Source organism: Gordonia asplenii (genome assembly GCF_012933505.1).
Classification (GTDB): Bacteria; Actinomycetota; Actinomycetes; order Mycobacteriales; family Mycobacteriaceae; genus Gordonia; species Gordonia asplenii.
Genome location: NZ_JABBNB010000008.1, coordinates 80,971 through 103,546, shown reverse-complemented (window position 1 = coordinate 103,546; position 22,576 = coordinate 80,971). Strand labels below are relative to the sequence as shown.

The 22,576-nt window shown below is 67.2% G+C and carries 21 protein-coding genes; 4 read left to right on the top strand and 17 right to left on the bottom strand.

The annotated features are described in order from the left end of the window. Positions 1-3: 3 nt before the first annotated feature. The 7 genes from HH308_RS09785 to HH308_RS30405 form a co-directional block, all read right to left on the bottom strand. The gene (locus tag HH308_RS09785; protein WP_170194006.1) at positions 4-684 is read right to left on the bottom strand and encodes a CYTH domain-containing protein; all 681 of its coding nucleotides are present in this window, start codon (positions 682-684) and stop codon (positions 4-6) included. Positions 685-766: 82 nt separating this feature from the next. After that, positions 767-1,060: a hypothetical protein gene (locus HH308_RS09780; RefSeq protein WP_170194005.1), complete on the bottom strand. Its 294-nt coding sequence runs from the start codon at positions 1,058-1,060 to the stop codon at positions 767-769. 79 nt (positions 1,061-1,139) lie between these two features. Then, positions 1,140-2,249 carry a GGDEF domain-containing protein gene (locus HH308_RS09775; protein WP_170194004.1) on the bottom strand — a complete coding sequence of 370 codons (1,110 nt, stop codon included), beginning with the start codon at positions 2,247-2,249 and terminating at the stop codon, positions 1,140-1,142. A gap of 56 nt (positions 2,250-2,305) precedes the next feature. Then, the gene (locus HH308_RS09770) at positions 2,306-3,580 is read right to left on the bottom strand and encodes an HAD family hydrolase (RefSeq protein WP_246284470.1); all 1,275 of its coding nucleotides are present in this window, start codon (positions 3,578-3,580) and stop codon (positions 2,306-2,308) included. A gap of 69 nt (positions 3,581-3,649) precedes the next feature. Next, on the bottom strand, positions 3,650-5,281 hold the full coding sequence (locus HH308_RS09765) for an amino acid permease (protein ID WP_170194003.1): 1,632 nt from the start codon (positions 5,279-5,281) through the stop codon (positions 3,650-3,652). 26 nt (positions 5,282-5,307) lie between these two features. Then, the gene (locus HH308_RS09760) at positions 5,308-6,558 is read right to left on the bottom strand and encodes a D-arabinono-1,4-lactone oxidase (RefSeq protein ID WP_170194002.1); all 1,251 of its coding nucleotides are present in this window, start codon (positions 6,556-6,558) and stop codon (positions 5,308-5,310) included. A 16-nt stretch (positions 6,559-6,574) separates the two neighbouring features. Then, on the bottom strand, positions 6,575-7,342 hold the full coding sequence (locus tag HH308_RS30405) for an SDR family NAD(P)-dependent oxidoreductase (protein ID WP_170194001.1): 768 nt from the start codon (positions 7,340-7,342) through the stop codon (positions 6,575-6,577). Between the two features lie 126 nt (positions 7,343-7,468). Here HH308_RS30405 and HH308_RS30400 point away from each other — a divergent pair, with 126 nt between their 5' ends. From HH308_RS30400 to HH308_RS09740, 3 genes are all read left to right on the top strand, one after another. Beyond that, complete coding sequence (locus HH308_RS30400) at positions 7,469-8,257, top strand: helix-turn-helix transcriptional regulator (RefSeq protein ID WP_211188363.1); 789 nt, start codon at positions 7,469-7,471, stop codon at positions 8,255-8,257. A 155-nt stretch (positions 8,258-8,412) separates the two neighbouring features. After that, positions 8,413-9,891 (top strand): APC family permease, encoded by a 1,479-nt coding sequence (locus HH308_RS09745; RefSeq protein WP_170194000.1) that lies wholly within the window; start codon positions 8,413-8,415, stop codon positions 9,889-9,891. Next, positions 9,888-10,787: a universal stress protein gene (locus tag HH308_RS09740; protein ID WP_170193999.1), complete on the top strand. Its 900-nt coding sequence runs from the start codon at positions 9,888-9,890 to the stop codon at positions 10,785-10,787. Before HH308_RS09745 ends, HH308_RS09740 begins: the two co-directional genes overlap by 4 nt. 90 nt (positions 10,788-10,877) lie before the next feature. Here HH308_RS09740 and HH308_RS09735 read toward each other — a convergent pair whose 3' ends face one another. Beyond that, positions 10,878-11,465, bottom strand: a complete 588-nt coding sequence (locus HH308_RS09735; RefSeq protein ID WP_170193998.1) for a TetR/AcrR family transcriptional regulator — start codon at positions 11,463-11,465, stop codon at positions 10,878-10,880. Positions 11,466-11,528: 63 nt separating this feature from the next. Here HH308_RS09735 and HH308_RS09730 point away from each other — a divergent pair, with 63 nt between their 5' ends. Beyond that, positions 11,529-12,470, top strand: coding sequence for an alpha/beta hydrolase (locus HH308_RS09730; protein WP_170193997.1), 942 nt, complete (start codon positions 11,529-11,531; stop codon positions 12,468-12,470). A gap of 46 nt (positions 12,471-12,516) precedes the next feature. On the opposite strand, the gene HH308_RS09725 is transcribed toward HH308_RS09730, so the two are convergent. The 9 genes from HH308_RS09725 to HH308_RS09685 form a co-directional block, all read right to left on the bottom strand. Beyond that, positions 12,517-14,040: an MFS transporter gene (locus tag HH308_RS09725; RefSeq protein WP_170193996.1), complete on the bottom strand. Its 1,524-nt coding sequence runs from the start codon at positions 14,038-14,040 to the stop codon at positions 12,517-12,519. 29 nt (positions 14,041-14,069) lie between these two features. Further along, on the bottom strand, positions 14,070-15,101 hold the full coding sequence (locus tag HH308_RS09720) for an amidohydrolase family protein (protein WP_170193995.1): 1,032 nt from the start codon (positions 15,099-15,101) through the stop codon (positions 14,070-14,072). A gap of 51 nt (positions 15,102-15,152) precedes the next feature. Beyond that, on the bottom strand, positions 15,153-16,142 hold the full coding sequence (locus HH308_RS09715) for a hypothetical protein (RefSeq protein WP_246284462.1): 990 nt from the start codon (positions 16,140-16,142) through the stop codon (positions 15,153-15,155). Positions 16,143-16,159: 17 nt separating this feature from the next. After that, entirely contained in the window at positions 16,160-16,918 is a 759-nt protein-coding gene (locus HH308_RS09710) for a lysophospholipid acyltransferase family protein (protein ID WP_170193994.1), read from the bottom strand. Beyond that, entirely contained in the window at positions 16,915-18,018 is a 1,104-nt protein-coding gene (locus HH308_RS09705) for an amidohydrolase family protein (protein ID WP_170193993.1), read from the bottom strand. Before HH308_RS09705 ends, HH308_RS09710 begins: the two co-directional genes overlap by 4 nt. 83 nt (positions 18,019-18,101) lie before the next feature. Continuing rightward, positions 18,102-18,896 (bottom strand): 2-keto-4-pentenoate hydratase, encoded by a 795-nt coding sequence (locus tag HH308_RS09700; RefSeq protein ID WP_170193992.1) that lies wholly within the window; start codon positions 18,894-18,896, stop codon positions 18,102-18,104. Next, positions 18,893-20,617, bottom strand: coding sequence for a bifunctional 3-(3-hydroxy-phenyl)propionate/3-hydroxycinnamic acid hydroxylase MhpA (gene mhpA / locus HH308_RS09695; protein ID WP_170193991.1), 1,725 nt, complete (start codon positions 20,615-20,617; stop codon positions 18,893-18,895). The genes HH308_RS09700 and mhpA overlap by 4 nt, the downstream gene beginning before the upstream one ends. Continuing rightward, positions 20,614-21,645 (bottom strand): VOC family protein, encoded by a 1,032-nt coding sequence (locus HH308_RS09690; protein ID WP_170193990.1) that lies wholly within the window; start codon positions 21,643-21,645, stop codon positions 20,614-20,616. The genes mhpA and HH308_RS09690 overlap by 4 nt, the downstream gene beginning before the upstream one ends. Beyond that, on the bottom strand, positions 21,642-22,511 hold the full coding sequence (locus tag HH308_RS09685) for an alpha/beta fold hydrolase (protein WP_170193989.1): 870 nt from the start codon (positions 22,509-22,511) through the stop codon (positions 21,642-21,644). The genes HH308_RS09690 and HH308_RS09685 overlap by 4 nt, the downstream gene beginning before the upstream one ends. Positions 22,512-22,576 lie beyond the last annotated feature (65 nt).

The window sequence follows — 22,576 nt, the reverse complement described above, 5'->3', positions numbered from 1 at the left end:
CTCCTACTCCGGATTCCACACCGACGTTGGGCCGGACTGGCCCATCCGGTTGCGCCCCAGTCCCTGCAGGAAGTGCGGTCCCTCGATGTCGAGTTCCCGTTCGAACTGCTGTTGCCAGCCGCAATACGGTGTATAGGCGAGCGATTCGTTGGCGAAGCGCGGATCGTCGGAGACTTCGGTGATGCAGAAGTCGGGGATGACGAGGTCGGTGACCGGTCCACTGCGCTCCACCTCGGCGATGACCAGCGGTGCGTCGGAACCGAGGAATTCGTCGATCACCCAGCCGTCGTCGCCGAGCCAGAGCGAATAGCGCCGCTTGGCGACGACATGGTCGCTGCGCCGGATGATCTGACCGGCCACCAGCAGGTCGATCTCGCGTTCCGCCTCGTAGCGGGTGCCGCCCGCCGCCGGCCCCTTCGCGCCCATGGTCGCGAGGTCGGCCGCGTCGCCGATACCGTCGATCAGCGCAGCCGGATCGAGTTCGGCGGGACTCAGGGCCGCGTCGGAGAGCGCGGCCGCCGGCGCTTGGACGCGCACCCGCACGGCATAGCCGTCGGCGGCGAACACATAGGCCTGGACGATCAGCGCGGGCGTCGGATCCTGAACGGCCGACGCCGGGACACCCGCGAGCACGAATTTGCGTTCGAACTCGAAGTCACCCCACTCGGGCTCGTCATCTAGCATCTGTCAAAAGTACCCAAGTGTCGACGCGGTGGCGGACAGGTCGGACGCAACACGCCGAAGATCGCCAAATCCCGCACGGAGATCACCTTGTCTGCCAGGTACCGTTCACGCACCGGGCTAGGTCTTCGCCGTGGGCGAGACGAACGTCGCCAGCGAGTCCGCACGGCCCGCCGACGGTGACCCGGCCGCCGCTGAGACTGCCGCTGATCCACGTCTGAGCCTGCATGTCGCAGGTCAACGCACCGTACGTCGGCGAGGTCACCGTTCCTGGACTGGTGCAGGCATCCCCGGGATTGGGAGTGCTCGCCTGAGCAGTCGGAGCGAGCAGCGAGCTCGCCAGCGCGACACCCGCCATGACGATGACCTTCTTCAGCATCACCACATCGTCGCAGCCCATTCGTGCCGGCGCCGCGCATCTCGGCAGGTTACTCCGATCGGAGGATACGGCCGAGCCGTCACGCCACCGCCGCGCCGTCGCCGCCGGACCGTTTGACCCGGTACATCGCGGCGTCGGCGCACGCGTGCATCTGCTCGAGGTCGAGCGGCCCGGCGTCGACCGGCGAGTAGGCGACCCCGACGCTGGCGGTGACCGACGGGGACGAGCACATCGCGATGAGTCTGCTGACACGATGGCCGACGTCGGCGGCGTCCGCGGTAGCGGGCAGGTGATACAGGGCCGCGAATTCGTCGCCGCCGAAGCGTCCCACCGGCGCCCCCGGCTGCACCGCCGCGAGACTGTCGACGGTCCGGCGCAGTGCCTGGTCACCGACCAGATGACCTGCTTCGTCGTTGAGCTTCTTGAACCCGTCGAGATCGACGATGATCAGTGCGACGACGCCGGTCGGCGGCAGACTCGCCAGGAACTGCTGCGCCGATGCCTCCCATCCGCGACGGTTGACGGCGCCGGTGAGGGCGTCACGCGTCGAGCCGACCGTGGCGCTGCGCAAACCCCGCAGCGTCAACTCCACCGCGAACTGCACGATTGCCGGCGAGACTACGGTGACGAAGAAGACCGGCACGCTGTACACGGCGACCACCAGGAGCGGCTCGGCGTCGAGCGCGACCGTCCACCACACCACGACACCCAGCCACCCCGTGCAGAAGACGCATTGCGCAAGCAACACGCGCCAGCCGAGGATGCCGCCGGTGAACAGGCCGACGACGGTGAGCACCGCGATCACGCCGAATCGCGCCAGCGGAAACGGAACCACCGGCATGATGACGACGTCGGCGGCGTCGCCCATCACGACGAACAGGTATGCCCAGCGCAGGGTCGGCCACCCGTAGCGGATCCAGATGGCTCCCCACACGACGCAACCGATTGCGACCACCCCGACCAGGACGGCCTCGCGCCACACACCGATCCGCGGATACAACAACAGCACCGGTGCCCCGAGACCGATGAGAATGCACACCCAGCCGACGACGCGACTGATCACTCGCAGCGCGCGCGGCTCGATGATCGAGATCTGATGCAGAAAGAACCGATATCGAGTCGTCTCGACGCCGGGAGAGCGCAACGCACGCCAAAAGCGGGTGGCTGCGCGCAGACTCTCGTCGGTCACGGAGCCAACTGTAGTAAGTCCGCCGGCTGGAACGGGGAGGTGCTCCGAGGGTCGGATCAGCCGTGCACGCTGTCTACCTGATCCGGCACGATCGAGCCATCAGCACGGCGCAGCGGCAACTGGGCGCCGTTGGACGCGGTGTAGCCCGACGTCGAACACGGATACCGGGTCGTCTGTTGCTTCTCCGGGTCGATGAACATCGGATTGATCACCCAGTTGCCGTCCCGATTGTCGTAGGCGCGGCACATCAACTCCGTCTTGTTGCGATTGATGACCAGGTGTCCCTTGGTGGCGTCGGAGACGAAGGTGACGTCGGTGGTCGAGTCGCCCGCGGCGAGGATCTGCCGGACGTCGGCCGGAGCCTGCCGCCACGCCGCCGGTCCGGTGATCCCGAAGATCGCTTGATTGGCCCAGCAGCGTTTGCCGTCGACGTAGGTGATCGCGTTCGACGCGCCGCCGCACGCCTGCGGCCGGGCGGTCAGCCGGCCGAGGAGCGTCTCGTAGCGGACTCCGACGGTGTGTGCGGCGTCGATACCCACCTCGGGCGCCCACACGGTGACGATCGGCTCCGGCGACGCCGAGACCACCCACGGCACGATGCCGTTGCCCTTGAGCACTGCGATGAGGTTCTTGATCTGCGGGTACACCCGGATGTAGCCGTCGACCCGGCGTGATCCGACGGTGTCCTGCGCACCGATCGGGGCGCGCAGGTTGTGCACCTTGGCCGCGGCGGCGAACCCCGTCAGCTCGGCGGCGGTGTGCCCGGCGGCGAGAGCACCGCTGAACTCGTAGTCGCCGAGTGTGCGTCGGGCGACATAGCCCGCGAATGCCTTTGCGCCGCTTGATGTCTCGTCGTCGAGGACGGCGAGGATCTCGTCGGCGCACGCCTTGTTCGACGACGTCGGCAGCGGCAGTCCGGGCGGCGTCGACGTTCCGCACGCCTTGCGCAGAGCGTTCGCTGCGGCTGTCGTCATGTATCGGTGAGCGGCCTTCCAGTCGGCGTTGGGCGGCTGCAGGACCTTGTCGTGGCGCAGCATCCAATAGTTGGTGCCGTATCCGATGTCGTTCTTGACCACCGTGTTGTCCCAGTCGAAGAGCGCGACCGGCGCGCGCTTGCCCTTCCAGGTACCCGCGCACGGGCTGTTGGCGTCGATGATCGCTTGCAGCCGTTCACGATTGGTGCCGTACCACGCCAGACCGGCGTCGAGCTTCGGGCAGACCCTGGGGGCGGCAGCGGCGTCGCCCGCACCCGACGTCGAGCCGGCCGCGACCCCCGACGCGGCCAAGGTGATCAGGACGGCGCCGACGAGCGCACGGCCCGGGCGACGCATTCGTACCACGGTGATTTGCTCGTACCACGCGAATTCCCGTGGTACGAGCCAATCACCGTGGTATGGCGCCTACTTCGGTGCGGTCACGGTATGCCCGTGGTGACCGGGATGCGTCTCGTCCCATTCGGCGTTCAGCTCGTCGGCCGACGACAGACCGGCCGGCAGGTTCACGGTCTCGCGCGGACCGGTGTAGATCTTCTTGACCCACAATTCCCAGATCGCCCACAGCACCAGCAGCGTTCCGCCGACGACGAGCGGGGTGTAGTTCACGTATTTCCAGGAGAATCCGTCGAGCCACGGGACACCACCGGTCGAACTCGGCATGAGCGCGATGACCGTGGTGATGCCGATCTCGACGACGGCGAACGGACACAGCCAGCGATAGTGACGGCCGATGCTCCAGGTGCCGACCGCGAAGTCGTCGCCCTTGCGCCAGCGCTGGAAGATCGGGATCGCGAAGGCGAGGTACAGCCCGACCACACCGATCGTCACGACCGCGTTGAACGCGACTGGAACGGGTGCGCCGTTGATGTCGACGCGCACCAGTGCGGGCAGCGTGAGCAGGATCGCCAGCACCGCGACCAGCAGGACGCTGTAGACGGGAACACCCTTGCGAGACAGTCGCGTCCAGAATCGCGCACCGGGAACAGCGCCGTCACGACTGAACGCGAACAGCATGCGGGTCGTCGAGGTCATACAGGCCAGTGCACAGAACAGCTGCCCCACCGTCGAGATGACCAGAACCAGGCCGAACCACGGCTGTCCGAGCGCCTGCTGCAGCACCGCGACCGAGCTGCCGCCGCTCTTGGTCACGCCCTCGGCGTCGGACACCGCGAACAGCATGGCCAACAACAGAACCCAGCCGGCGATGGCCGAGTACATGATCGCCCGCCAGATGCCCTTCGCAGCGGCGTCGGACGCGCCGACCGTCTCCTCGGACATGTGACACGACGCGTCGTAGCCGGTGATCGTGAATTGCGGCAGGATCATCGAGAGCGGAAGCACAATGAAGATGAAGCCCATTCCCGATGTGCTTCCACCGAAGAAGCCAGTGTTGTTGACGCGCTGGAGAAAGACGTCCGACACGGTGCCGTGATGGCCGGGCACAAGGACCAGGATCGCGATGATCGCTGCCACACCAGCGACGTGCCACCACACGGAGATGCTGTTCATGATCGACAGCAGGTGACTGGAGAAGATCGACACGACGGTGACCAGCGCCAGTAGGACGACGAAGATCACGAATACCCGGGTCAGCGAGTATCCGGCCGCCCAACTGTCGCTGTACGCGGAGATGGTCACGTCGACGAAGGTCGCCGCGCCGTAGGCGACGGCCGCGACTATCCCGAGCAGACCGAGGAAGTCGAGCCAGCCGGTGAAGTAGCTCGATCGGATCGACCCCAGCTTCGCCGACCAGTAGTACATCCCGCCCGACGTCGGCATGGCGGACACGAGCTCGCCCATGCAGAGCCCGACCGCGATGATCATCAGACTGACCACCGGCCAACCCCACGAGATCGCCATCGGCCCGCCGTTGTTCCAGCCGATGAAGAAGCTGATGAACGGGCCACTGAGAATGGAAATGACCGAGAACGAGATCGCGAAGTTCGAGAAACCGGAGAAGGATCGTTTGAGCTCGCTCTTATAGCCGAGTTGCGCGAGTTTCGCGTCGTCGGACAGCGCGTCGTCGGTGGTGGACATGAGACTCCTTGAGAAGTGACGTCGGCTCAGCCGAAGAGCGGGGTCAGGTGCTCGTTGAGGAAACGTCCCTGCGGATCGAGGCTGCGACGCAGCTTCCGGAAGTCGTCGGCCCGGGGATAGAGCCGCGTGACGTCCTCGCCGGACAGGAAGTGCATCTTGCCCCAGTGCGGACGCGAGCCGTACGAGCGCAGAATCTCGTCGACGGCGCGCAGGTAGTCCCAGTAGTCCAGGCCCGGCTCCCCCGACACCGACACGGTGACACTGTCCTGTTCGTAGAACGGGCTCATCCAGCCACTGTCACCGGCCGTGAAACGGTACTCGATGGGATAGCGGGCTTCGGGGAAGTCGTTGAGCATCAAGTCGCGGACCGCTCGCACGGCATCTTTGCCGTGGGCCACCGGAACCGCGTATTCGAGTTCGTGGAAGTTGGGCACGTAGGTGATCGGGTAGACGTCGGAGCTGTAGGCGACCTTCTCGAATTCGGTCTCGAACGGTTCCTCGTCGGTGATGTCCATGACCTTCATCTCGCAGACGTCGGTGGTGGCGCCGGTGCTCGACGTCGCGGCGGTGTCGGGCAGGCAGTACAGGTCGCGACTCGCCTCGGTGGGACACCAGAAGAAGCCGAAGTGCCGGTGTTGCTCGGCGAGTTCGTCGTGGCGGTCCATCGCCGACTCGAAGTCTTCGCGCCAGATCTTCTCGTGCAGGTTGTAGGCGTCCATCACAGCCAGGGTGAGCTCGGAGATCACCCCCAGGGTGCCCAGCGAGACGCGCGAGGCTTCCAGCAGGTCGGGGTCGGAGCCGTCGACGGTGAGCACGCCACCGTCGGTCTGTACGAGTCTCATGCCGGTGATCGACGACGCCAGGTTGCCCAGTCGCGCGCCGGTGCCATGGGTTCCGGTGGTGAGCGCGCCCGCGACGGCCTGGGAATCGATGTCGCCCTGGTTGACCATCGACAGACCGTTGCGTTTGAGTACGGCGACCAGTTCGTTGATGGTGGTGCCCGCACCGACGGTCACCCGGCGTCGGTCATGGTCGATGTCGCGGACGCCGCGCAGCTGCGACAGCGTCAGATGCAGACCGTTGGTCAGCGCGACCGGGGTGAACGAATGGCCCGATCCGGCGACGCGGACGTCGAGGCCGCGCGCGGTGGCATCGGCGACGAGTGAGCTCAGTTCGTCGTCGCTGGTAGGGGCGCCGGTCTCCTGCCGGACGCAGGACTGATTGCCCACCCAGTTGCGCCAGTGCGTACGGTCTGCATGAAAGTCGTTGATTTCCATGATGATTCGCCTTCGGTCAGATCGCGGTGTAGCCGTTGTCGACGAACAGGTGGGCACCGTTGACGAAGCTCGCGTCGTCGCTGAGCAAGAACAGCGCCGACGCCGCCACCTCCTCCGGTTCACACATCCGCCCCTGGCCGGCCGCGATAGCGGCCTCGGACACGTCGACGCCGTGCCGGCTGAGCAGGCTCAGTTCGCGGCGCCCGTGGTCGGTGGCGATGAAGCCGGGACAGACCGCGTTGGAGCGGATGTTGCGGTCGCGGAATTCGACGGCGACGGCCCGCGCGAACATGTGGCAGGCGCCTTTGCTGGTGCAGTAGAGGACTTCCATCGGCGTGCCGACGACTCCGGAGATCGATGACGTGGCGACGATGCTTCCGCCGCCCGCCGCGATCATTCCGGGCAGCACCGCCCGGGTCGTCAGGAACATGCCGCGCACATTGACCGCCATGATGCGGTCCCATTCTTCGACGGAGGTCTCCAGGAAGGGAGCCGCCGCGAGGATGCCCGCATGGTTCATCAGGGCGGTGATCGGACCGAACGCCGCCTCGACGGCACCGACCGCGGCATTGACCTGTTCCTCCGACGAAACGTCAGCGGGGACGAACACCGCGTGGTAGCCGTCGGCGCGCAGCTCTTCGGCGACCGCCGCACCGTTGCTCGCCGGGACGTCGAGGATGCCGACCCTGGCTCCTTCCCTGGCGAACAGGCGGCTGGCCGCCAATCCACAGCCCCCTGCACCGCCGGTCACCAATGCCGTTCGTCCGTCGAGTCTGCCCGCCACCGCAATCTCCTCTACCGTGTTGTCGCACCGCCGATCGCCGATCGACCAGGTGTGATGCGCAACACTAGGCTGACGGGCGCACCGCGGTCCATATACCCAAAGGCATAACTTCGGCAGGAGGCACACGTGATCGAATCGGAACTCGACGGAGTCTCCCGAATCGTGTCCGCCGTGGGCACGTGCGAATTCGGTGCTTCCGTCGACGAATTCCTCCGGCACTACGTCGAGTTCGACATGACGTGCATATTCGCCTTTCACCCGTCGTCGACGCCGCTGCTGATTCACGACGGATACAGCGCGAGCGTGTCCCGTAACGCGTTGAGTTCCTATCTCAAGGGCGGATATCTGCTCGACCCGTTCTACGTCGCCTGCACCAGCGACGTCGGCGACGGTCTCTGGCGGATGGCCGACGTCGCGCCCGACGAATTCTTCGTGTCCGATTTCGCGGCGTCGCACGAAGTGCATCCGTGCATCTCCGACGAGTCCGGCACGCTGATCGAAGAGATCGGATACGTCGTGACACTCGCCGACGGTTGGCGCGCAACATATTCGCTGATGCGCAACCGGTGCGGCGAGCAATTCTCCGACGACCAGTTCGCGGGGTTGACCGCGCTCGCGCCGCTGCTCAGTGCCGCGATTCGACGCCACGTCGAGCTCGTATCGGCGACGTCGTCGGAGCGGCGCCCGGGTGAGATCGAGTCGGTGTTGCAGCGGGCCTTCTGCGACCGACTGACCGCCGCACAATTCCGCGTGGTGAATTTGATTCTGCGCGGACACAGCAGTCAGTCGGTCGCGAAAGAATTGCACATCACCGAAGGCACCGCGAAATTACATCGGCACAACGCATATCAGCGGCTCGGTGTCACGAGCCAAGCGGAATTGTTTCGGATGTTCATCGACTATTTGGAAGTCTGACGGTCGCAAGTCTGACGGCGCCCGCACACTCCTTGCCCACAGAGCCTTGTCTCGGATCTCAGACGATCGCACCCGTGTGGTGGGCTTCACACGGCGATCCGGTGAACCTGAGAAAGCGCCGGTCAGACCTGGACCGGGCCGAGAAAGGAGTCGACATGGTCGCCTTAGGACAACAACTGCTTCGAAAGAAGCCAATAATCCTGCAACGAAGGCACCACGAGGGAGAAGAGCTCCCTCGAAGGTTGGGGACGTTTCAGCTGATGATGTTCGGCGTCGGGGCGACCGTCGGCACGGGTATCTTCTTCGTGCTCAACGAGGCGATCCCGGTGGCCGGACCAGCCGTGATCCTCTCGTTCATCCTGGCGGCATTCACCGCGGGGCTCTCCGCGCTGTGTTACTCGGAGTTGGCCGCCGCCATCCCCGTCAGCGGTTCGAGCTACTCCTACACCTACCATTCCCTCGGCGAAGGCGTCGCTGTGATCGTCGGCGGCTGCGTCGTGCTCGAATACGGCATCGCAACCTCCGCGGTCGCGGTCGGCTGGAGCGGCTACTTCAACGAACTACTGCACAACGTCTTCGGTTTCCAGCTTCCGACCGCACTGTCGATCTCGGCGATTCCCGGCTCCGACGGCGCCGCCACCGGGGGCGTCATCAACCTGCCCGCAGTCGTGCTCGTGCTGCTGTGCATGTTGTTGCTGATCCGCGGCGCCTCGGAATCCGCGACCGTCAACGCCATCATGGTGTGCGTCAAGCTCAGTGTCCTGCTGCTGTTCGTGATCATCGGTTTCACCGCCTTCAACGCCGACCACTTCTCACACTTCTTCGCGATGGGCGCGACGGGCGTCAGCACGGCGGCGGGAACGATCTTCTTCTCATTCATCGGCCTCGACGCCGTGTCGACAGCGAGTGAAGAGGCGAAGAACCCCCAGAAGTCCATCCCCCGTGCCATCATCGGCGCCCTCCTGATCGTCACCGCGATCTACATTCTGGTCGCACTCGCCGGTCTGTCCGCGAAACCCGTCTCCTGGTTCTCCTCCCCCGGCGCCGGTGAGGCCGGACTGGCGAAGATCCTCGAGGAGGTCACCGGAACATCGATCTGGGCGACCGTCCTCGCTGCCGGCGCGGTCATCTCGGTGTTCTCCGTGACGCTGGTCATCCTGTACGGCCAGACTCGTATTCTGTTCTCGGTCGCACGCGACGGGCTCATCCCGCACCGCTTCTTGAGCGTCAACCCGAAGACTCTGACGCCGGTCTTCAACACCGTCGTCGTATCGGTCATCGTGGCGATCATCGCCGGTATCGTTCCCGCCGACTACCTGTGGGACAGCGTTTCCTTCGGCACGCTGGTCGCTTTCGCGATGGTCGCGATCTCGGTGATCGTGCTGCGGCGCCGGATGCCCAACCTCGAACGACCGTTCAAGGTTCCGGGGTATCCGGTGGTCCCGATCCTCACCGTCGTCGCATGCATCTACGTGCTGTTCAGCCTGAAGCCGGTCACCTGGGCGATCTGCGGGGTCTGGCTGGCGCTCGTCTTCGCCGGCTATCTGGTGTACGGCCGCAAGCACGCCACACTGAACACCTACACCTCGGATGAGGAGATCGCCGAACCGATCCGCGAGTTGGAGGATCAGTGACCTATCTGGTCGGCTACGGTCCGGGAAACATGGACCGTGGCGCGGTTGACCTGGCGTGTCAGCTCGCCCGCTCCGAACCCCAACCGGTGCAGGTGGTGTCGGTCGTCCCGCAGGGCTGGGCGACCCCGGCCGCCAGCGGCACCGACCGTGAGTACGAAGCCTGGGCAGCGGAGGAGGGCGAGGCCGCCGCGGCCCAAGCGCGCGCCGATCTCGCCACGCATTCGATGGTCGACTCGTCGGCGACGTGGGTGAGCGGTCGTTCGGTGCCACAGGTGCTGATGGACGAGGCAGCGCGGCGAGACGCCTGGATGCTCGTCGTCGGTTCCAGCGACGAGGCCGCGTTCGGCCGGATCCGGCTCAGTTCCAAAACCGATCGTCTGGTGCACTCGTCGGCGATCCCGGTGGCGGTTGCGCCGCGTGGATACCGCACGGCTGCTCCGGTGCGCAGGATCACCGTCGGATTCCGCGACGACGATACGAGCTGGTCGCTGCTCGACCGCGTCGCCGAGATCTGCACGCGCACCTCGGCACAACTGCGGCTCGTCACGTTCCTGGTGACGCCTCCGCGCCGCTCGGTGACCACCGGGGTCAGTCGGGCCGAGACCCAGGTGGTCAAAGTCTGGGCCGATCGCGCCGCCGCCGCACTGGGTCAGGCCCAGGAGCATCTGCGGCAGTCCGGTTTCACCGACGACCGGATGCGGTGTCAGCTGGCCGAAGGGAGCGACTGGAATGTCGCGGTCAAACGCCTGGACTGGTCCGACGGCGACATCCTGGTGGTCGGATCGTCGTCGACTCACCCCGTCGCACGAGTGTTTCTGGGGTCGAGCGCGGCCAAGATCCTGCGCAACGCCCCCATCCCCACCGTGATCATCCCCAGGGGCGCCATCCCCGCGTGAGACGGTCCCGTCGGGGATGACGCAAGCCCGGTCCCGCAGCGCGCGGGACCGGGCTTGCGTCTTGCTTGCGTCCCGGCCAGTTCCGGCTGGTCAGTTCCGGCTGGTCAAACCGCCCAACATCAGGTCGACCAGTTGCTCGGCGATATCGGCGTCGAGAGCCCGACGTCGGGCGAGGATCCGGAAATGCAGCGTCGCGATCATCGCCTCGTAGGCGAGCAGCGCGTCGTCGGCGTCGAGCAGCTCTCCGCGCTCGACCGCCCGCGTGAAGATCCGCTCGGCACGCGCGAATCGGTCACCCCAGAAGGCGTCGCGCAGTTCTTGGGAGGTGTCGTCCTCCGCGGTCGCAGCCAGCACTGCCAGCGCGTATCCCGCGGGGGTACGCAGAAAGTCGGCGACGGCGGCGACGGTCGCGACGAGGTCGCCGCGCAACGACCCGGTGTCAGGCGTCGTCAGGCGCTCGGCGGACAGGGTGAGCAACACCTCGCGCAACAGTGCTTCCTTGGTGCCCCATTTGCGATACACGGTCGCCGCGTTCACGCCGGCGTGAGCGGCGATCTGCCCCACCGTCAGATCGGCCGGTGCCACCTCGCCCAGGAGTGCGGTGGTCGCGTCGATGACCGCCTGAGTCGTTCGGGCGGTGCGGCCGCCGGGGCGGCCTTTCGGGGTGGGTTCGGTCACACGACCCATTCTAAATGCGAGTGACTGTTGCATTAAGGTCGGGTCTGGTGCACTATCAATCGCATGAACTACTCAGAGCAACCCGCATGGCGGGCCATCCAGAACCATCTCCCGTCCGACTACCGCCTCACGCCCGATACCGAGCCCGCCGAGGAGTGGTGGGACCACCTGGGCCACCGCATCCACCTCGACACCTATCGCAACCCCGACGCCGCCGTGAAGGTCATCCTGTTCCACGGCGTCGGCACCAACGGCCGGCAGATGTCGACGATCCTGGGCCACCCCCTCGCCGAGCGCGGCTACGAGACCATCGCCGTCGACATGCCCGGCTACGGCGTGACCGACGTCGCGCCCGGTGCGCTGGTCACCTACGACGACTGGGTGCAGATCGGCTCGGATCTCATCGACGTCGAACTCGCCCGCGACGACCGACCGATCTACCTCTACGGACTGTCCGCGGGCGGCATGGAGACCTACCACGTCGCGTCGGTGAACAAGAAGGTCAAGGGCATCGTCGGGATGACGTTCCTGGATCAGCAGTCCGCCGTCGTGCGCCGCGACACCGCATTCGACCCGGTCAGCGGAACCGTCGGGGCCGTCGCTATGAAAGCTCTGGCAAAGACTCCCGCCCGCAGCATCAGGGTCCCGATGAAGTCGGTCAGCAAGATGCGCACGCTGGTCAACGACCGCGCGGCCAAGAAGGCCTGCTACGACGACGCCACCTCCGCGGGCAACCTCGTCTCGATCGCGTTCCTCGACTCCTACCTCAACTATCGACCGGTCACCGCGCCCGAAGACTTCGACGTCTGCCCGGTCCTGCTCACTCAGCCGGCCGAAGACAAGTGGTCGCCGCTGCGGTTGGCGAAGCCCTTCCTCGACCGCATCACGCGCGTCCCGGTACGCACGGTCCTGCTGGAGAACGCCGGCCACTACCCGCTCGAACAGCCGGGCCTCGATCAGATGGTCGACGCCGTGGATCTGTTCTGCGCACAGAACGGGAGATAGGTACGAAGTCAGCACGCTTCGCTGCCATGGGGGTGGTAGGCGCACGTCAGTGCGCATTGCGAGACTTGCGGGGCGCCCGCAACAGTGCGCCGAAGGCGGTGACGACGATGGGAATCACCACCGCGATCAGGGCGGCGCTGAGACCGTTCATGAATGCGGTTCGAACGGTGGACGTCAGCTCTGCACCGGGCGGGCCCATCCGGGCGGCGACCTCTAGGCCCGCTGCCGCGGAATCGCGGACGGCCTTCGACGCATCTGCCGGGAGCCGGGACAGATCGGGTAGTGACGCCGCATAACGGCTGGAGAAGACGGCGCCCATCAGCGCGATGCCGATCGCCGAGCCCACCTCACGTGTCGTGTCGTTGACCGCTGATGCGATGCCCTGTTGGTCGGACGACAGAGATCCGACAATGGCGGAGGTGCCGGTCGAGCTGGTGATGCCGATACCGATGCCTGCGACGATCAAGCCGACGAGGAAGGGCGGATATCCGGAGTCGGCGTGCAGAGTGGCCACCCAGGCCAAGCCGGCCGCGAGAAGGAGCAGGCCGAGGAACATCGTGACGTTCAAGCCGAGTCGGCTGACGATCGCCGGCGTGGACACGGAGACGGGAAGTACCGCGAGCGCAACCGGGACGAGTGCGATGGCACTGTGCAGCGGGCTGTACTCGAGGATGAGCTGGAGGTACTGCAGCCCCACGAAGAAGAAGCCGAACACAGCCATGAACTGCACGATGACGCTGATGGAGCCGGCACGGAAGCCGGGGAGACCGAACAGTCGTGGGTCGAGGAGGGGCTCGTTGGTACGCAGCCCGTAGGCGGCGTAGGCGGCCAACGACACGACGCAGACGACGAAACTCACGACGACCACGGGTTGGGTCCAGCCTCGGTCGCTGCCTTCGATGATCGCGTAGACCAGTGTGCCGATCCCGACGACGGTGAGAGCGGTGCCGAGGACGTCAACCCGGGGCGGGTGCCGGTCTCTGGTGTTCGGGCTGCACAGTGCCGCCGCCAGCAGTGCGAGGCAGGCGACCGCGGCGCTGGTGTAGAAGATGGACCGCCAGCTCCATGTCTCGAGGAGGGCTCCTGCCGCGATCAGGCCGATGATGGCGCCGGCTGCGGCGAATCCCGACCAGATGGCCACGCCTCGCGCGCGACGGTCGACCGGGAACGTCGCCGTGATCGTCGACAGTGTTCCCGGCATGATCATCGCGGCTCCGAGCCCCATGACGACGCGGGAGGCGATCAAGGCCGACGTGGTGTCGGACATTGCGGCCGCGGTCGCCCCGGCAGCGAAGACCACCGTGCCCGCGATGAGAACTGTTCGTCGACCGATGCGGTCTCCCAGTGCGCCCATCGGCAGTACGAAGGCTGCGAGGGCCACTGTATAACCGTCTGCGATCCAGGTGAGGGCGCTGTTGGATGCGCTGAGCGCGACGGCTAGGTCGGGTAGCGCGAGGTTGACGGCCGACACCGAGGCGACGACCAGAACCAGAGCCAGGCACATGGCGGAGAGGACGCGGCGTTGTTCGCCGGGTGTCGTGGGGCTGTCGGGGGCCGGTTGGTCGGTCATGATCGGGCTCCTGTCGGCTCGGGCAACGGTCAGGCGCCGGCGGCCAGTCGGGTGACGCCCCGCATGACGGTCCGTGTGACGGCGCCCCGAATGCGGTTGGGCAGGGAGGGAGTGGCAATCGCGGTTGCAGTGCCGAGCCGTGGGAACAGGGCGAGGGCGTTCTCGCGTTCGATCCGGCGCCCGAGATCGGCATCGTGTGCGGTATAGGTGTCCAGCCCGGCCGCGAAGTACTGCACCGCCGCTTCCGGCGCGAAGGGCCAGTCGCTGCCGAACAGGACGTGTCCGGGATCGGCGAAGGCGAGCAGACTCGGCAATGCGGCAGAGCTCGCGGAGAGCGCGGTGTCGAAGTAGAAGCTGGAGAAGTCGTCGAGGACGTCGAGGGGGCTGCGGCCCGACTCTCCGGCGATCGCCACGGCCATCCGGTGCGAGGCGTAGGGAACGAATCCGCCGGCGTGGCTGAGAATGAACCGGATGTTCGGGTAGCGGCGCCGAATACCATTGCTGACGAGGAGATATGCGGCGCGAGTGGTGTCGAGGAGGAAGTCGGCCGCGAACGGTGGGATACCTGTGACGGCGGGTGCGGGCAGGTCGGCGGGGTGGATGAACACCGTCGCGCGGCGCTCGTCGAGGACGCTGAACAGTTGTTCCTGACCGGCCTCGCCCAGGTAGGTGCCACGCGCGTTGGCGAGCAGGACGACACCGTCGGCGTGCAGCTCGTCGAGGGCGCGGCGCGCTTCGCTCGCAGCGGCGTCGACGTCGGGCATCGGCAAAGTCGCGAAGAAGCCGAATCGGTCCGGGTGCGCGGCGATCAGGGACGCGGTCTCGTCGTTGAGGTCACGCGCCAGCCTCGACGCCTCGCCGGGATCGGCGAGGAAGCCGGTGCCCGGGGTCGAGACCGACAGGATCGCGGTGGCGATGCCGGCGCGATCCATCACCTCGAGGGAGCCTTCCGGGGACCAGTCGGGCAGCTCGCGCCCGCCCGCTGCGGCGATGCCGTGGGCGGCGAGGCGTTCGCGGTAGGCGGACGGGATCAGGTGGTGGTGTACGTCGATACGGTGCATGACGGTCTCCGGTGAGTTCGGGTCGGACGATGGACGGTGCGGCGCTGCGCATCAGGAGTGGAAGGGCTCGGTGCCGAGCACCAGCCGTAGGCCCGGAATTCCGGAGTGCTGCTGGGCGTAGCGCAACTCGCGGCTGAGGTCGCTGAGCGTGTTTCGGGGCGGCACGGACAGGCTGAGCGTGGAGAGCGTGCCCAGCGCGCGGCCCTGCGCATCGACGTAACCGGCGCCGCTGTCGCCCGGGACGCCGGGCCGGACAGCGGTGACCGTATGAGCCCAGCCGCCGGTTCCCGGGTCGGCGGTCGCTTGAACGAGGCCGATGTGCGGCGACAGCGCGTTCCTACCGCCCCGCAGCGAGGAATCGCCGTACCCGTAGGCCCGATCGCCTGCGCTCACCCGATCGACGTCGAGGTCTACGGGACCGCCCCAATGCGGAAGCGATGGGTTCACGGCGCCGACGACGTTCTTCGGGAGTCGGATCAGGGCGAAGTCGTTGTGGGCGCAGGCGTTGGGGTCCTTCTCCCCCGCTGCTTGCATCGCCGCCCAGCTGTCGTAGGCCAGGGTGCCCGTGGCCTCGGTAGTGCCCCGCGTGCGCAGCGAGCCGCCCGTGCGCAGGTCGACGGGAGTTCCGATGGGGACCGTCGTGGCGGTGCAGCCGTTCGGGAGCTTCTCGGTGCCGACGTGACCGCAGTGTGCGGCCTGGCCGAAGTACACCTCGCCCCGGGCGTCGGTGAAGACGAAGTTGGTGGTGCATTGACTGTCGCCGGTGTACGCCTGCACTCCGGGGTGCAACTGCGCCTGCGCGGCGGGGGCCCACGACACTCCGGAGTCGGCGGCCGCGACGATACTCGGTGCCGCGGTGGTTCGGAGTGCCGTGGTGGTCGAAGGGGGCGTCGCCGACGGCGATGGCGCGGTGCCGGTCGTGCTCGTGGCGCATCCGCCGGTGGCGATCAGCGCCGCGGCGGCCATGACGGCGGCGAGGCCACGAGCCACGCTGCGCCGACGCGCGGGTGCGATCATGTGGTGAACGTCGTTGCGCTGCAAGGGTTCTCCTTGTCGTCTCACCCGATGATCGGGCGCCGGTTGCGGGTCTGGCGGTCGAGCTCGGTCTGCATGGCCGCACGGATCCGTTCCGCGTAGTTCTCAGCGGTCTCGTCGGGCTCGGGCCGCATGGCGGCCAGAAAAGTGGTGCGGAGTTTGGTGGGCAGTGGCACGTACGGGAGCAGCCCGACGGCTCCGATGTTGATCCCCCACGGAATGGAGACGGTGATCGGCAGGCGGTTCAGACGGAACCGCTCACGGGCGCCGGTCGCCTCGGCGAGCGCGGCACCGTCGGCGAAGACGACGACGGATTCCCCACCGCCGCTCGTCACCACCGGCACGACCGGGACTCCGGCATCGATCGCGAGGCGGGCGAAGCCGGCGCGGCCCGCGAACAGCACCGTGTTGCGATCCTTCCAAGCCTTGAAGGCGTCGATGTCTCCACCCGGGAAGACGAGAACGTGCTTACCGTCGGCGAGGGCTTCGTCGGCGGTCGCGCGGCTGGCGGGTCGGGCACCGAACGGTTCGATGAGCCGCCCGACGCCGAGCTGCCACGCCACCTGGTGGGTCAGGGCGATCACGGGCCGCTCGTCGCCGCTGGCGCGGTGCGCGATCCCGAACGCGACGACGTTGAGGTCGAAGACCCCGCCGAAACCGTGATTCGCCACGAAGAGGACCGGCTCGTCGGGGATCGGGGCCGCGACGGTCGTCTCGTGCCGGTTGTACATCGCGACGGCCATCTCGAGGGCGCGTGCGATCCGATCGCTCCAGTCCGTCATCGCCCGATCGCCGCCTTCAGCCGTGGCAGTTGCCTGAGGGGGTTGTGCCGCTCGATCTCGTGGCGCTGATCGGCTGTGAAGGTCTCGCTCAGGCCCGGCGCGGGGTCGTGGTCGCCGTGCTGGTCGAGGACCAGGGCGGAGAAGGGCCAGTCGCTGCCGAAGACGATGTGGTCGCGGCTGGTGGCCGCCAACACGCTGTTCATCGCGGTGGGTGCCGCGCTCAGCGCAGTGTCGTAGTACATGCCGGCCACCTGGGACTGGACGTCGAGCAGGGAGATCTTCGGCAGACCGAGATGACCGAGCGAGGTCTGCGAGGCCACACCGATGCGGTGGGTGAGGAACGGGAGGGTGCCGCCGGCGTGGGAGAGCTGGAACCGGATCTTCGGGTACCGGTTCATCACGTCGGTCATCATCATCATGATGGCTGCGCGGGTGGTGTCGAAGGTGAACTCGGCGAGGAAGTCCGGTACCGGGAGCTTGGGCTTGGCATTGTCCGGGATGGCGGCGGGGTGCACGAAGACGTAGGCGGAGCGCCGGTTGAGCTCTATCATCAGCGGCTCGTACCGCGGGTCGCCCAGGTAGACGCCGCCGTAGGCGCTGAGCAGGGTCACGCCGTCGAGATGCAGCACGTCGAGCGCGTAGGTGAGCTCCGCGATGGACGCGACGACGTTGGGCATCGGCAGTACCGCGAAGCTGCCGAACCGTGTGGGATGACGCTTGATGAGGTTCGCGGCGTAGGTGTTGCAGTACCGCGCCAGGTCCGCTGCCTCCTTGCCCGCGAGGAAGGAGACACCGGGGTCGGACACGGCGAGAACGCGCGCGGAGATGCCGTAATAGTCCTGGAAGCTGAGATCCGCTTCGGGTGACCAGGTGGGGGTCGGGTAACCGCCGATGGTGAAATGCCCGTGCTGGAGCAGTGCCGACCGGTACTCCGGCGGGAGGAAGTGCGCGTGCAGGTCGATCCGGTACTGCCCCTTGGGCGCGGCGTACTGTTTCGCGGGCGCGGCGTTCGCGGTAGTCGTGCCGAGGGTGGCGGCGCCGAGAGTCGCGGCGCCGGCCGCGGTGGCAGCACCGGCGAGGAGGGTACGGCGGTTGATCATCGCGTCAGTCCGTTCTTGAGCGGGGAGGTCGGTGGGAGGGTCGTGGCGACGGCGAGCGGGGCGGCGCCGATCAGCGGGGGTGGTCATCGGGGATCCGGCGCGAAGTCGACGACTGCGGTGCCGATCGTTTCGTCACCCAGCACGATCCGGGCTTCGACGTGGTCGCCGGGACGGACCGCGACCATGGGACCGAGCGCTCCGGAGAGGATGACGTGTCCCGCGCGCAGGGGCTCGCCGAGGTCGCGCGCCGTCTCCGCGAGCCAGAGCACCGCGTTGAGCGGACCGCCCAGACAATCCGTCCCGTAGCCGGTGGACGTGGTCGCGCCGTTGACGGACATGGTCATCGTCACCGACGACGGATTGACTCCGGCGGGTAGGCGGTCGCCGAGAACGTACAGGCCGGCGCTGGCGTTGTCGGCGACGGTGTCGGCGTAGCTGATGTCCCACTGGGAGACTCGGCTGTCGACCACCTCGATGGCAGCGTGGCTGGAGGCTACGGCTCGGCGGACGGTCTCGACTGAGAGGTCTCCGACCAAGTCTTCGCCCAGCACGAAGGCGACCTCCGCCTCGACCTTCGGCTGCAGCACCGCCGTCTGCGGGATCGGCGTGCCGGTGTAGTCCATGTCGGCGAAGAGCACCCCGAAGTCGGGGCGGTCGACGCCGAGCTGCTGCTGGACGACCGGGTTGGTGAGGCCTATCTTGCGTCCGACGACGACTCCGCCGCGGTCGATGCGGTCCTGGGTGAGCAACTGCTGCACCGCGTACGCGGCCGTGACATCGGTGGAACCGATGAGGTCACGGACCGGCGGGCACGGGCTGCGGAAGTCGGTCGCGGTCAGCAGTCGACGCGCAGCCCTGGTGATGGTGTCGACGCTCATGCGGGCCTTCCGGCCTCGGTGGGGGTGGTGGCATCGGTGCGAGTGACGGTGCGGCTGTCGTCACCGGAGGGCGCGACCCGCCGTTGCAGCTGGCGCGTGAGTTCGGCGGCGTCGCGGCTCGCGCCGAAGACGTACTTGTCGGGCCGCAACACCAGGACGGTGCCGGGGCGATGCCCGGCGCGACACAGCCACGCGGTCAGCCGTCCTTCGGTGTCCTCGAGGTCGAGCAGCCCGGCATTGCGCCGACCGTCGCCGATGCGGCCCTGCGGCCGACCGCCGGCACGGTAAACGGTTGCGAAGCTCGCACCGAGGCGCTCCCACGTCGCGGTGTCCGCGCCGAGTGCCTCCCGCGGGTCGGTCTCGAATCCGATGACGGCCCAACCGATCCCGAGGGCGTCGTCGAGCCGGACGCGCTGCCCGTCGTAGCGGCGGACCACGGGCTGCGGCGGCAGCGTGCCCTCGATGCCTCGGATGCGGGCGCGGTCGAGGCCGAGATACTCACCGCGGCGGAATCGTGGTTTGGGCTTCATGCCGGCGCGGCGCACCCAGCCGCCGAGAGCGGGCACGTGCAGCGCCGTGCGGAGCGCGATGTCGCGCGTCTGTGCGAGGCCGGAGTTCTGTACGGAGACGAGCGACTTGTTGAACACGGACAGGTCGATCATCGACTTAGCGTGGTGGCGTCGCTCGGACTCGTAGCTGTCGAGGATCGCGGGGTCCGCCCCATGCTGCAGGACGGCGTGCAGCTTCCACGACAGGTTGTCGGCGTCACGGACTCCGGCGTTCATCCCCTGGCCGATGAACTGCGGAGTCATGTGCGCGGCGTCGCCGGCGAGCAGGATCCGGCCCTCGCGCCAGCGATCGGCGATGACGGCGTTGAAGGTGTAGACGAGACGCCGCTCGACGTTCACCTCGTCGACGTCGACGTAGCGCCCGATCAGGCGGGACACCGTCTCGTCGGACTCGAACTCGTCCTTCTCGTCGTCGTCGGACAGGTTGAACTCGAACCGGTGGTGTCGGCCCGGTTGTGGGCAGCTCACCGTCGGCATGTCGGGGTCGCAGACGAAGTCGAAGTACGGCAGGTGGCGGAACGGGTCGGTGCCCTCCTTGGCGGACAGGTCCACGACCAGCCATCGCTCGGGGAAGCTCTTACCGCTCATGTCGATCCCGAGGCGGGTGCGGATGATGCTGCGGCCACCGTCGGCGCCGACGAGATAGGACGCGCGGACCGTCTCGCGCGTGGACTCGTCGACAGCGTTGTCCTGCTTGCCGTACTGGCTGCCCGTGGCGGCGGCGTGAACGACGGTCACCCCGTCGGCGTCCTGGTGGAAGTCGACGACCTCGCGTCCGCGCCGCACCTCGACGTTCGGATAACGGGTGAGCGTGTCGGCGAGCTTCGTCTCGAGGTAGGGCTGGTAGAAGAAGTTGGTCACCGGCCACCACAGCGGACGCTGCGGCTGGCGGAACTGGACGAGGACCTCGCCGTCGGCGGTGACCCATTGGACGGCGGAGTCGACGTTCATGTCCTCGTGAATGTCGTCGGCGACGCCGGCGGTCTGGAAGACGCGCAGCGCCTCGTCGTCGGTGTAGACGGCGCGGGCATTGCCGTAGAACTGAGGTTCGCGCTCGAGGACGAGCACGGACAGACCCCGTCGACCGAGGAGATGCGCGAGGGTCAGGCCGGTGGGCCCGAGGCCCACGACGGCGACGTCGTAGTCGTTCATTGGTGGATTCCGATCGGTGTGCTGAGGGCGGGGACCGTCGTCTCGGGACGACGCAGGTTTCGGATGGCTTCTCGGACCTGGGCGAGGTTGTCGGTCATGTGAACCGTGTCGTGGCCCCAGATGCTGATGCCCTGGTAGGTGGTGGGCTGCCAGGCGGCCTCGAGCTCCGGGGTGACGACGATCGGGTTCCAGCCGACCTCGAGTTCGAAGCCCGACGGCGTGACGCAATAGAAGGAGAGCTCGCGGTCGTTGGTGTGCTGCCCGACCGTCCACGCCACCCGGAAGCCGAGATCACGAACGCGCTGGTACGCGGCGAGCATGTCGTCGAGGTCGGCGACCTGGATGTTGACGTGCTGTGCCCTGGTGCGGATGGGATCGACCGGCAGATACTGCAGGCCGGCTACCGCGATGGAGTGGTGGCGTTCATTGACCCGGAGGAAACGGATCTTGAGCGTGAGGCCGTTGATGTTCTCGTCGATGAAGTCCGAGAGCCGAGAATCGAACACGGTGCCGTAGTAGCGATGGATGCTCGCGGGGTTGCGCGAGGTGATCGCGACGTGCCCCATGCCGGCGGCGCCGGTCACGTAGCCGGAGGTGAGCATGCGCAGCGGCTTCGCGGTGGATCGTGCGGTGGTGAAGACCTCCTGGGCGATGCCCTTCGGGCCGGGAAAGCGCCACAGTCGTTCGACGCCGCGCAGGGCGGCCTCCTCCGACGTGCCCTCGACGACCGGGACGCCGCGATCGCTGACGCGCCGCAGAATCTCGTCGAAGGTCTCATGGTCGTCGACGTGCCAGCCGATCGCCATCAGATCCTCGGACGGTCCGCGCCGGATGAGGAAGCGGCACTCGTGATCGTCGAGCCGGAAGCGAAGCGTCTGATCGTCGAGCTCATCGACGTGCAGCCCGATGGCGTCGGCGCCGAACCTGTGCCACTCCTGCATCTTCTGGGACTCGACGACGAGGTAACCGAGGTGGACGGCGCCGAAGACGGCTTCGTCCGTGCCGGCATCGGGTGCGGCGGTGATCATTGCGCGCCGCCGAGGAAAGTGCTGGCGAGGTCGTTGAAGAGATCCGCACGTTCCCACTGCACCCAGTGGCCGGTGCGCGCCGCGACGTAGAGGTCGCAGTTCGGCATCGTCTTGGCGAGTGTCGGGCCGCCCGCGGGACGGTTGACCTGGTCGTCGGCGCCCCAGATCACCAGGGTCGGGGCTTGGACGCTCGCCAGGCGGCGGTCGCGGGTGAGGTCCATGCGCAGCACCGTGCGCAGTGCGGTGGGGCCCGACGGCCGACGCAGCGGCGGGTTGGCGACGACGTCGGGCTGGATGCTCGCCTGATAGCGGAGCTCGATGAGCTCGTCGTCGATGGCCGAGGCGTCGTAGACGAGGTATTCCCGGATGAATTCGCTGAGCTTCTGCTTGGTGGGGCCGTCTCCGCCGTAGTAGCCGAGCAGGGAGTTGAGGCCCTTCGTCGGCAACGCGCGGGTGGTGCCGATCCCGCCGGGGCCCATGAGGATCAGCTTGCCGACCCGGTCGGGCCGGTCCATCGCGAGCCGCAGAGCCGCGGCACCGCCGTAGGAGTTGCCGACGAGGTGCGCCCGCTCGACGTCGAGCTCATCGAGTAGACCGCGGACGAACATCGCGAGGTCGCCGAACGGGTCGCTCTGGTCGATGTCTTTGCTCGACCGTCCGTAGCCGGGCATGTCGGGAACGATCACGCGGAACTTCGTTGCGAGGGCATCGATATTGCGCGAGTAGTTGGATGCGCCCGTCGCGCCCGGGCCGCCGCCGTGCAGCAGGACGACGGGGGCTCCCTCGCCTGCCTCGGTGACGAAGATCTGGCGGCGCCCGACCTCGACGGTGTGCTCGGTACGCGGTGGGGCAGTGTTCGCGGTCATCCTTGGGCCTCTCGCTCGAAATATTTTCTGACAACATCATCAGAAAATAACCCGGCGATGTCAAG

Coding starts and splice junctions, on each gene's coding strand:
- HH308_RS09690 (WP_170193990.1), bottom strand. CDS start 21,645: ATGATCACCGCCGCACCCGATGCCGGCACGGACGAAGCCGTCTTCGGC.
- HH308_RS09770 (WP_246284470.1), bottom strand. CDS start 3,580: ATGCGTCGCCCGGGCCGTGCGCTCGTCGGCGCCGTCCTGATCACCTTG.
- HH308_RS09710 (WP_170193994.1), bottom strand. CDS start 16,918: ATGACGGACTGGAGCGATCGGATCGCACGCGCCCTCGAGATGGCCGTC.
- HH308_RS09730 (WP_170193997.1), top strand. CDS start 11,529: ATGAACTACTCAGAGCAACCCGCATGGCGGGCCATCCAGAACCATCTC.
- HH308_RS09705 (WP_170193993.1), bottom strand. CDS start 18,018: ATGATCAACCGCCGTACCCTCCTCGCCGGTGCTGCCACCGCGGCCGGC.
- HH308_RS09745 (WP_170194000.1), top strand. CDS start 8,413: ATGGTCGCCTTAGGACAACAACTGCTTCGAAAGAAGCCAATAATCCTG.
- HH308_RS09765 (WP_170194003.1), bottom strand. CDS start 5,281: ATGTCCACCACCGACGACGCGCTGTCCGACGACGCGAAACTCGCGCAA.
- mhpA (WP_170193991.1), bottom strand. CDS start 20,617: ATGAACGACTACGACGTCGCCGTCGTGGGCCTCGGGCCCACCGGCCTG.
- HH308_RS09725 (WP_170193996.1), bottom strand. CDS start 14,040: ATGACCGACCAACCGGCCCCCGACAGCCCCACGACACCCGGCGAACAA.
- HH308_RS09780 (WP_170194005.1), bottom strand. CDS start 1,060: ATGCTGAAGAAGGTCATCGTCATGGCGGGTGTCGCGCTGGCGAGCTCG.
- HH308_RS09685 (WP_170193989.1), bottom strand. CDS start 22,511: ATGACCGCGAACACTGCCCCACCGCGTACCGAGCACACCGTCGAGGTC.
- HH308_RS09760 (WP_170194002.1), bottom strand. CDS start 6,558: ATGGAAATCAACGACTTTCATGCAGACCGTACGCACTGGCGCAACTGG.
- HH308_RS09720 (WP_170193995.1), bottom strand. CDS start 15,101: ATGCACCGTATCGACGTACACCACCACCTGATCCCGTCCGCCTACCGC.
- HH308_RS09700 (WP_170193992.1), bottom strand. CDS start 18,896: ATGAGCGTCGACACCATCACCAGGGCTGCGCGTCGACTGCTGACCGCG.
- HH308_RS09785 (WP_170194006.1), bottom strand. CDS start 684: ATGCTAGATGACGAGCCCGAGTGGGGTGACTTCGAGTTCGAACGCAAA.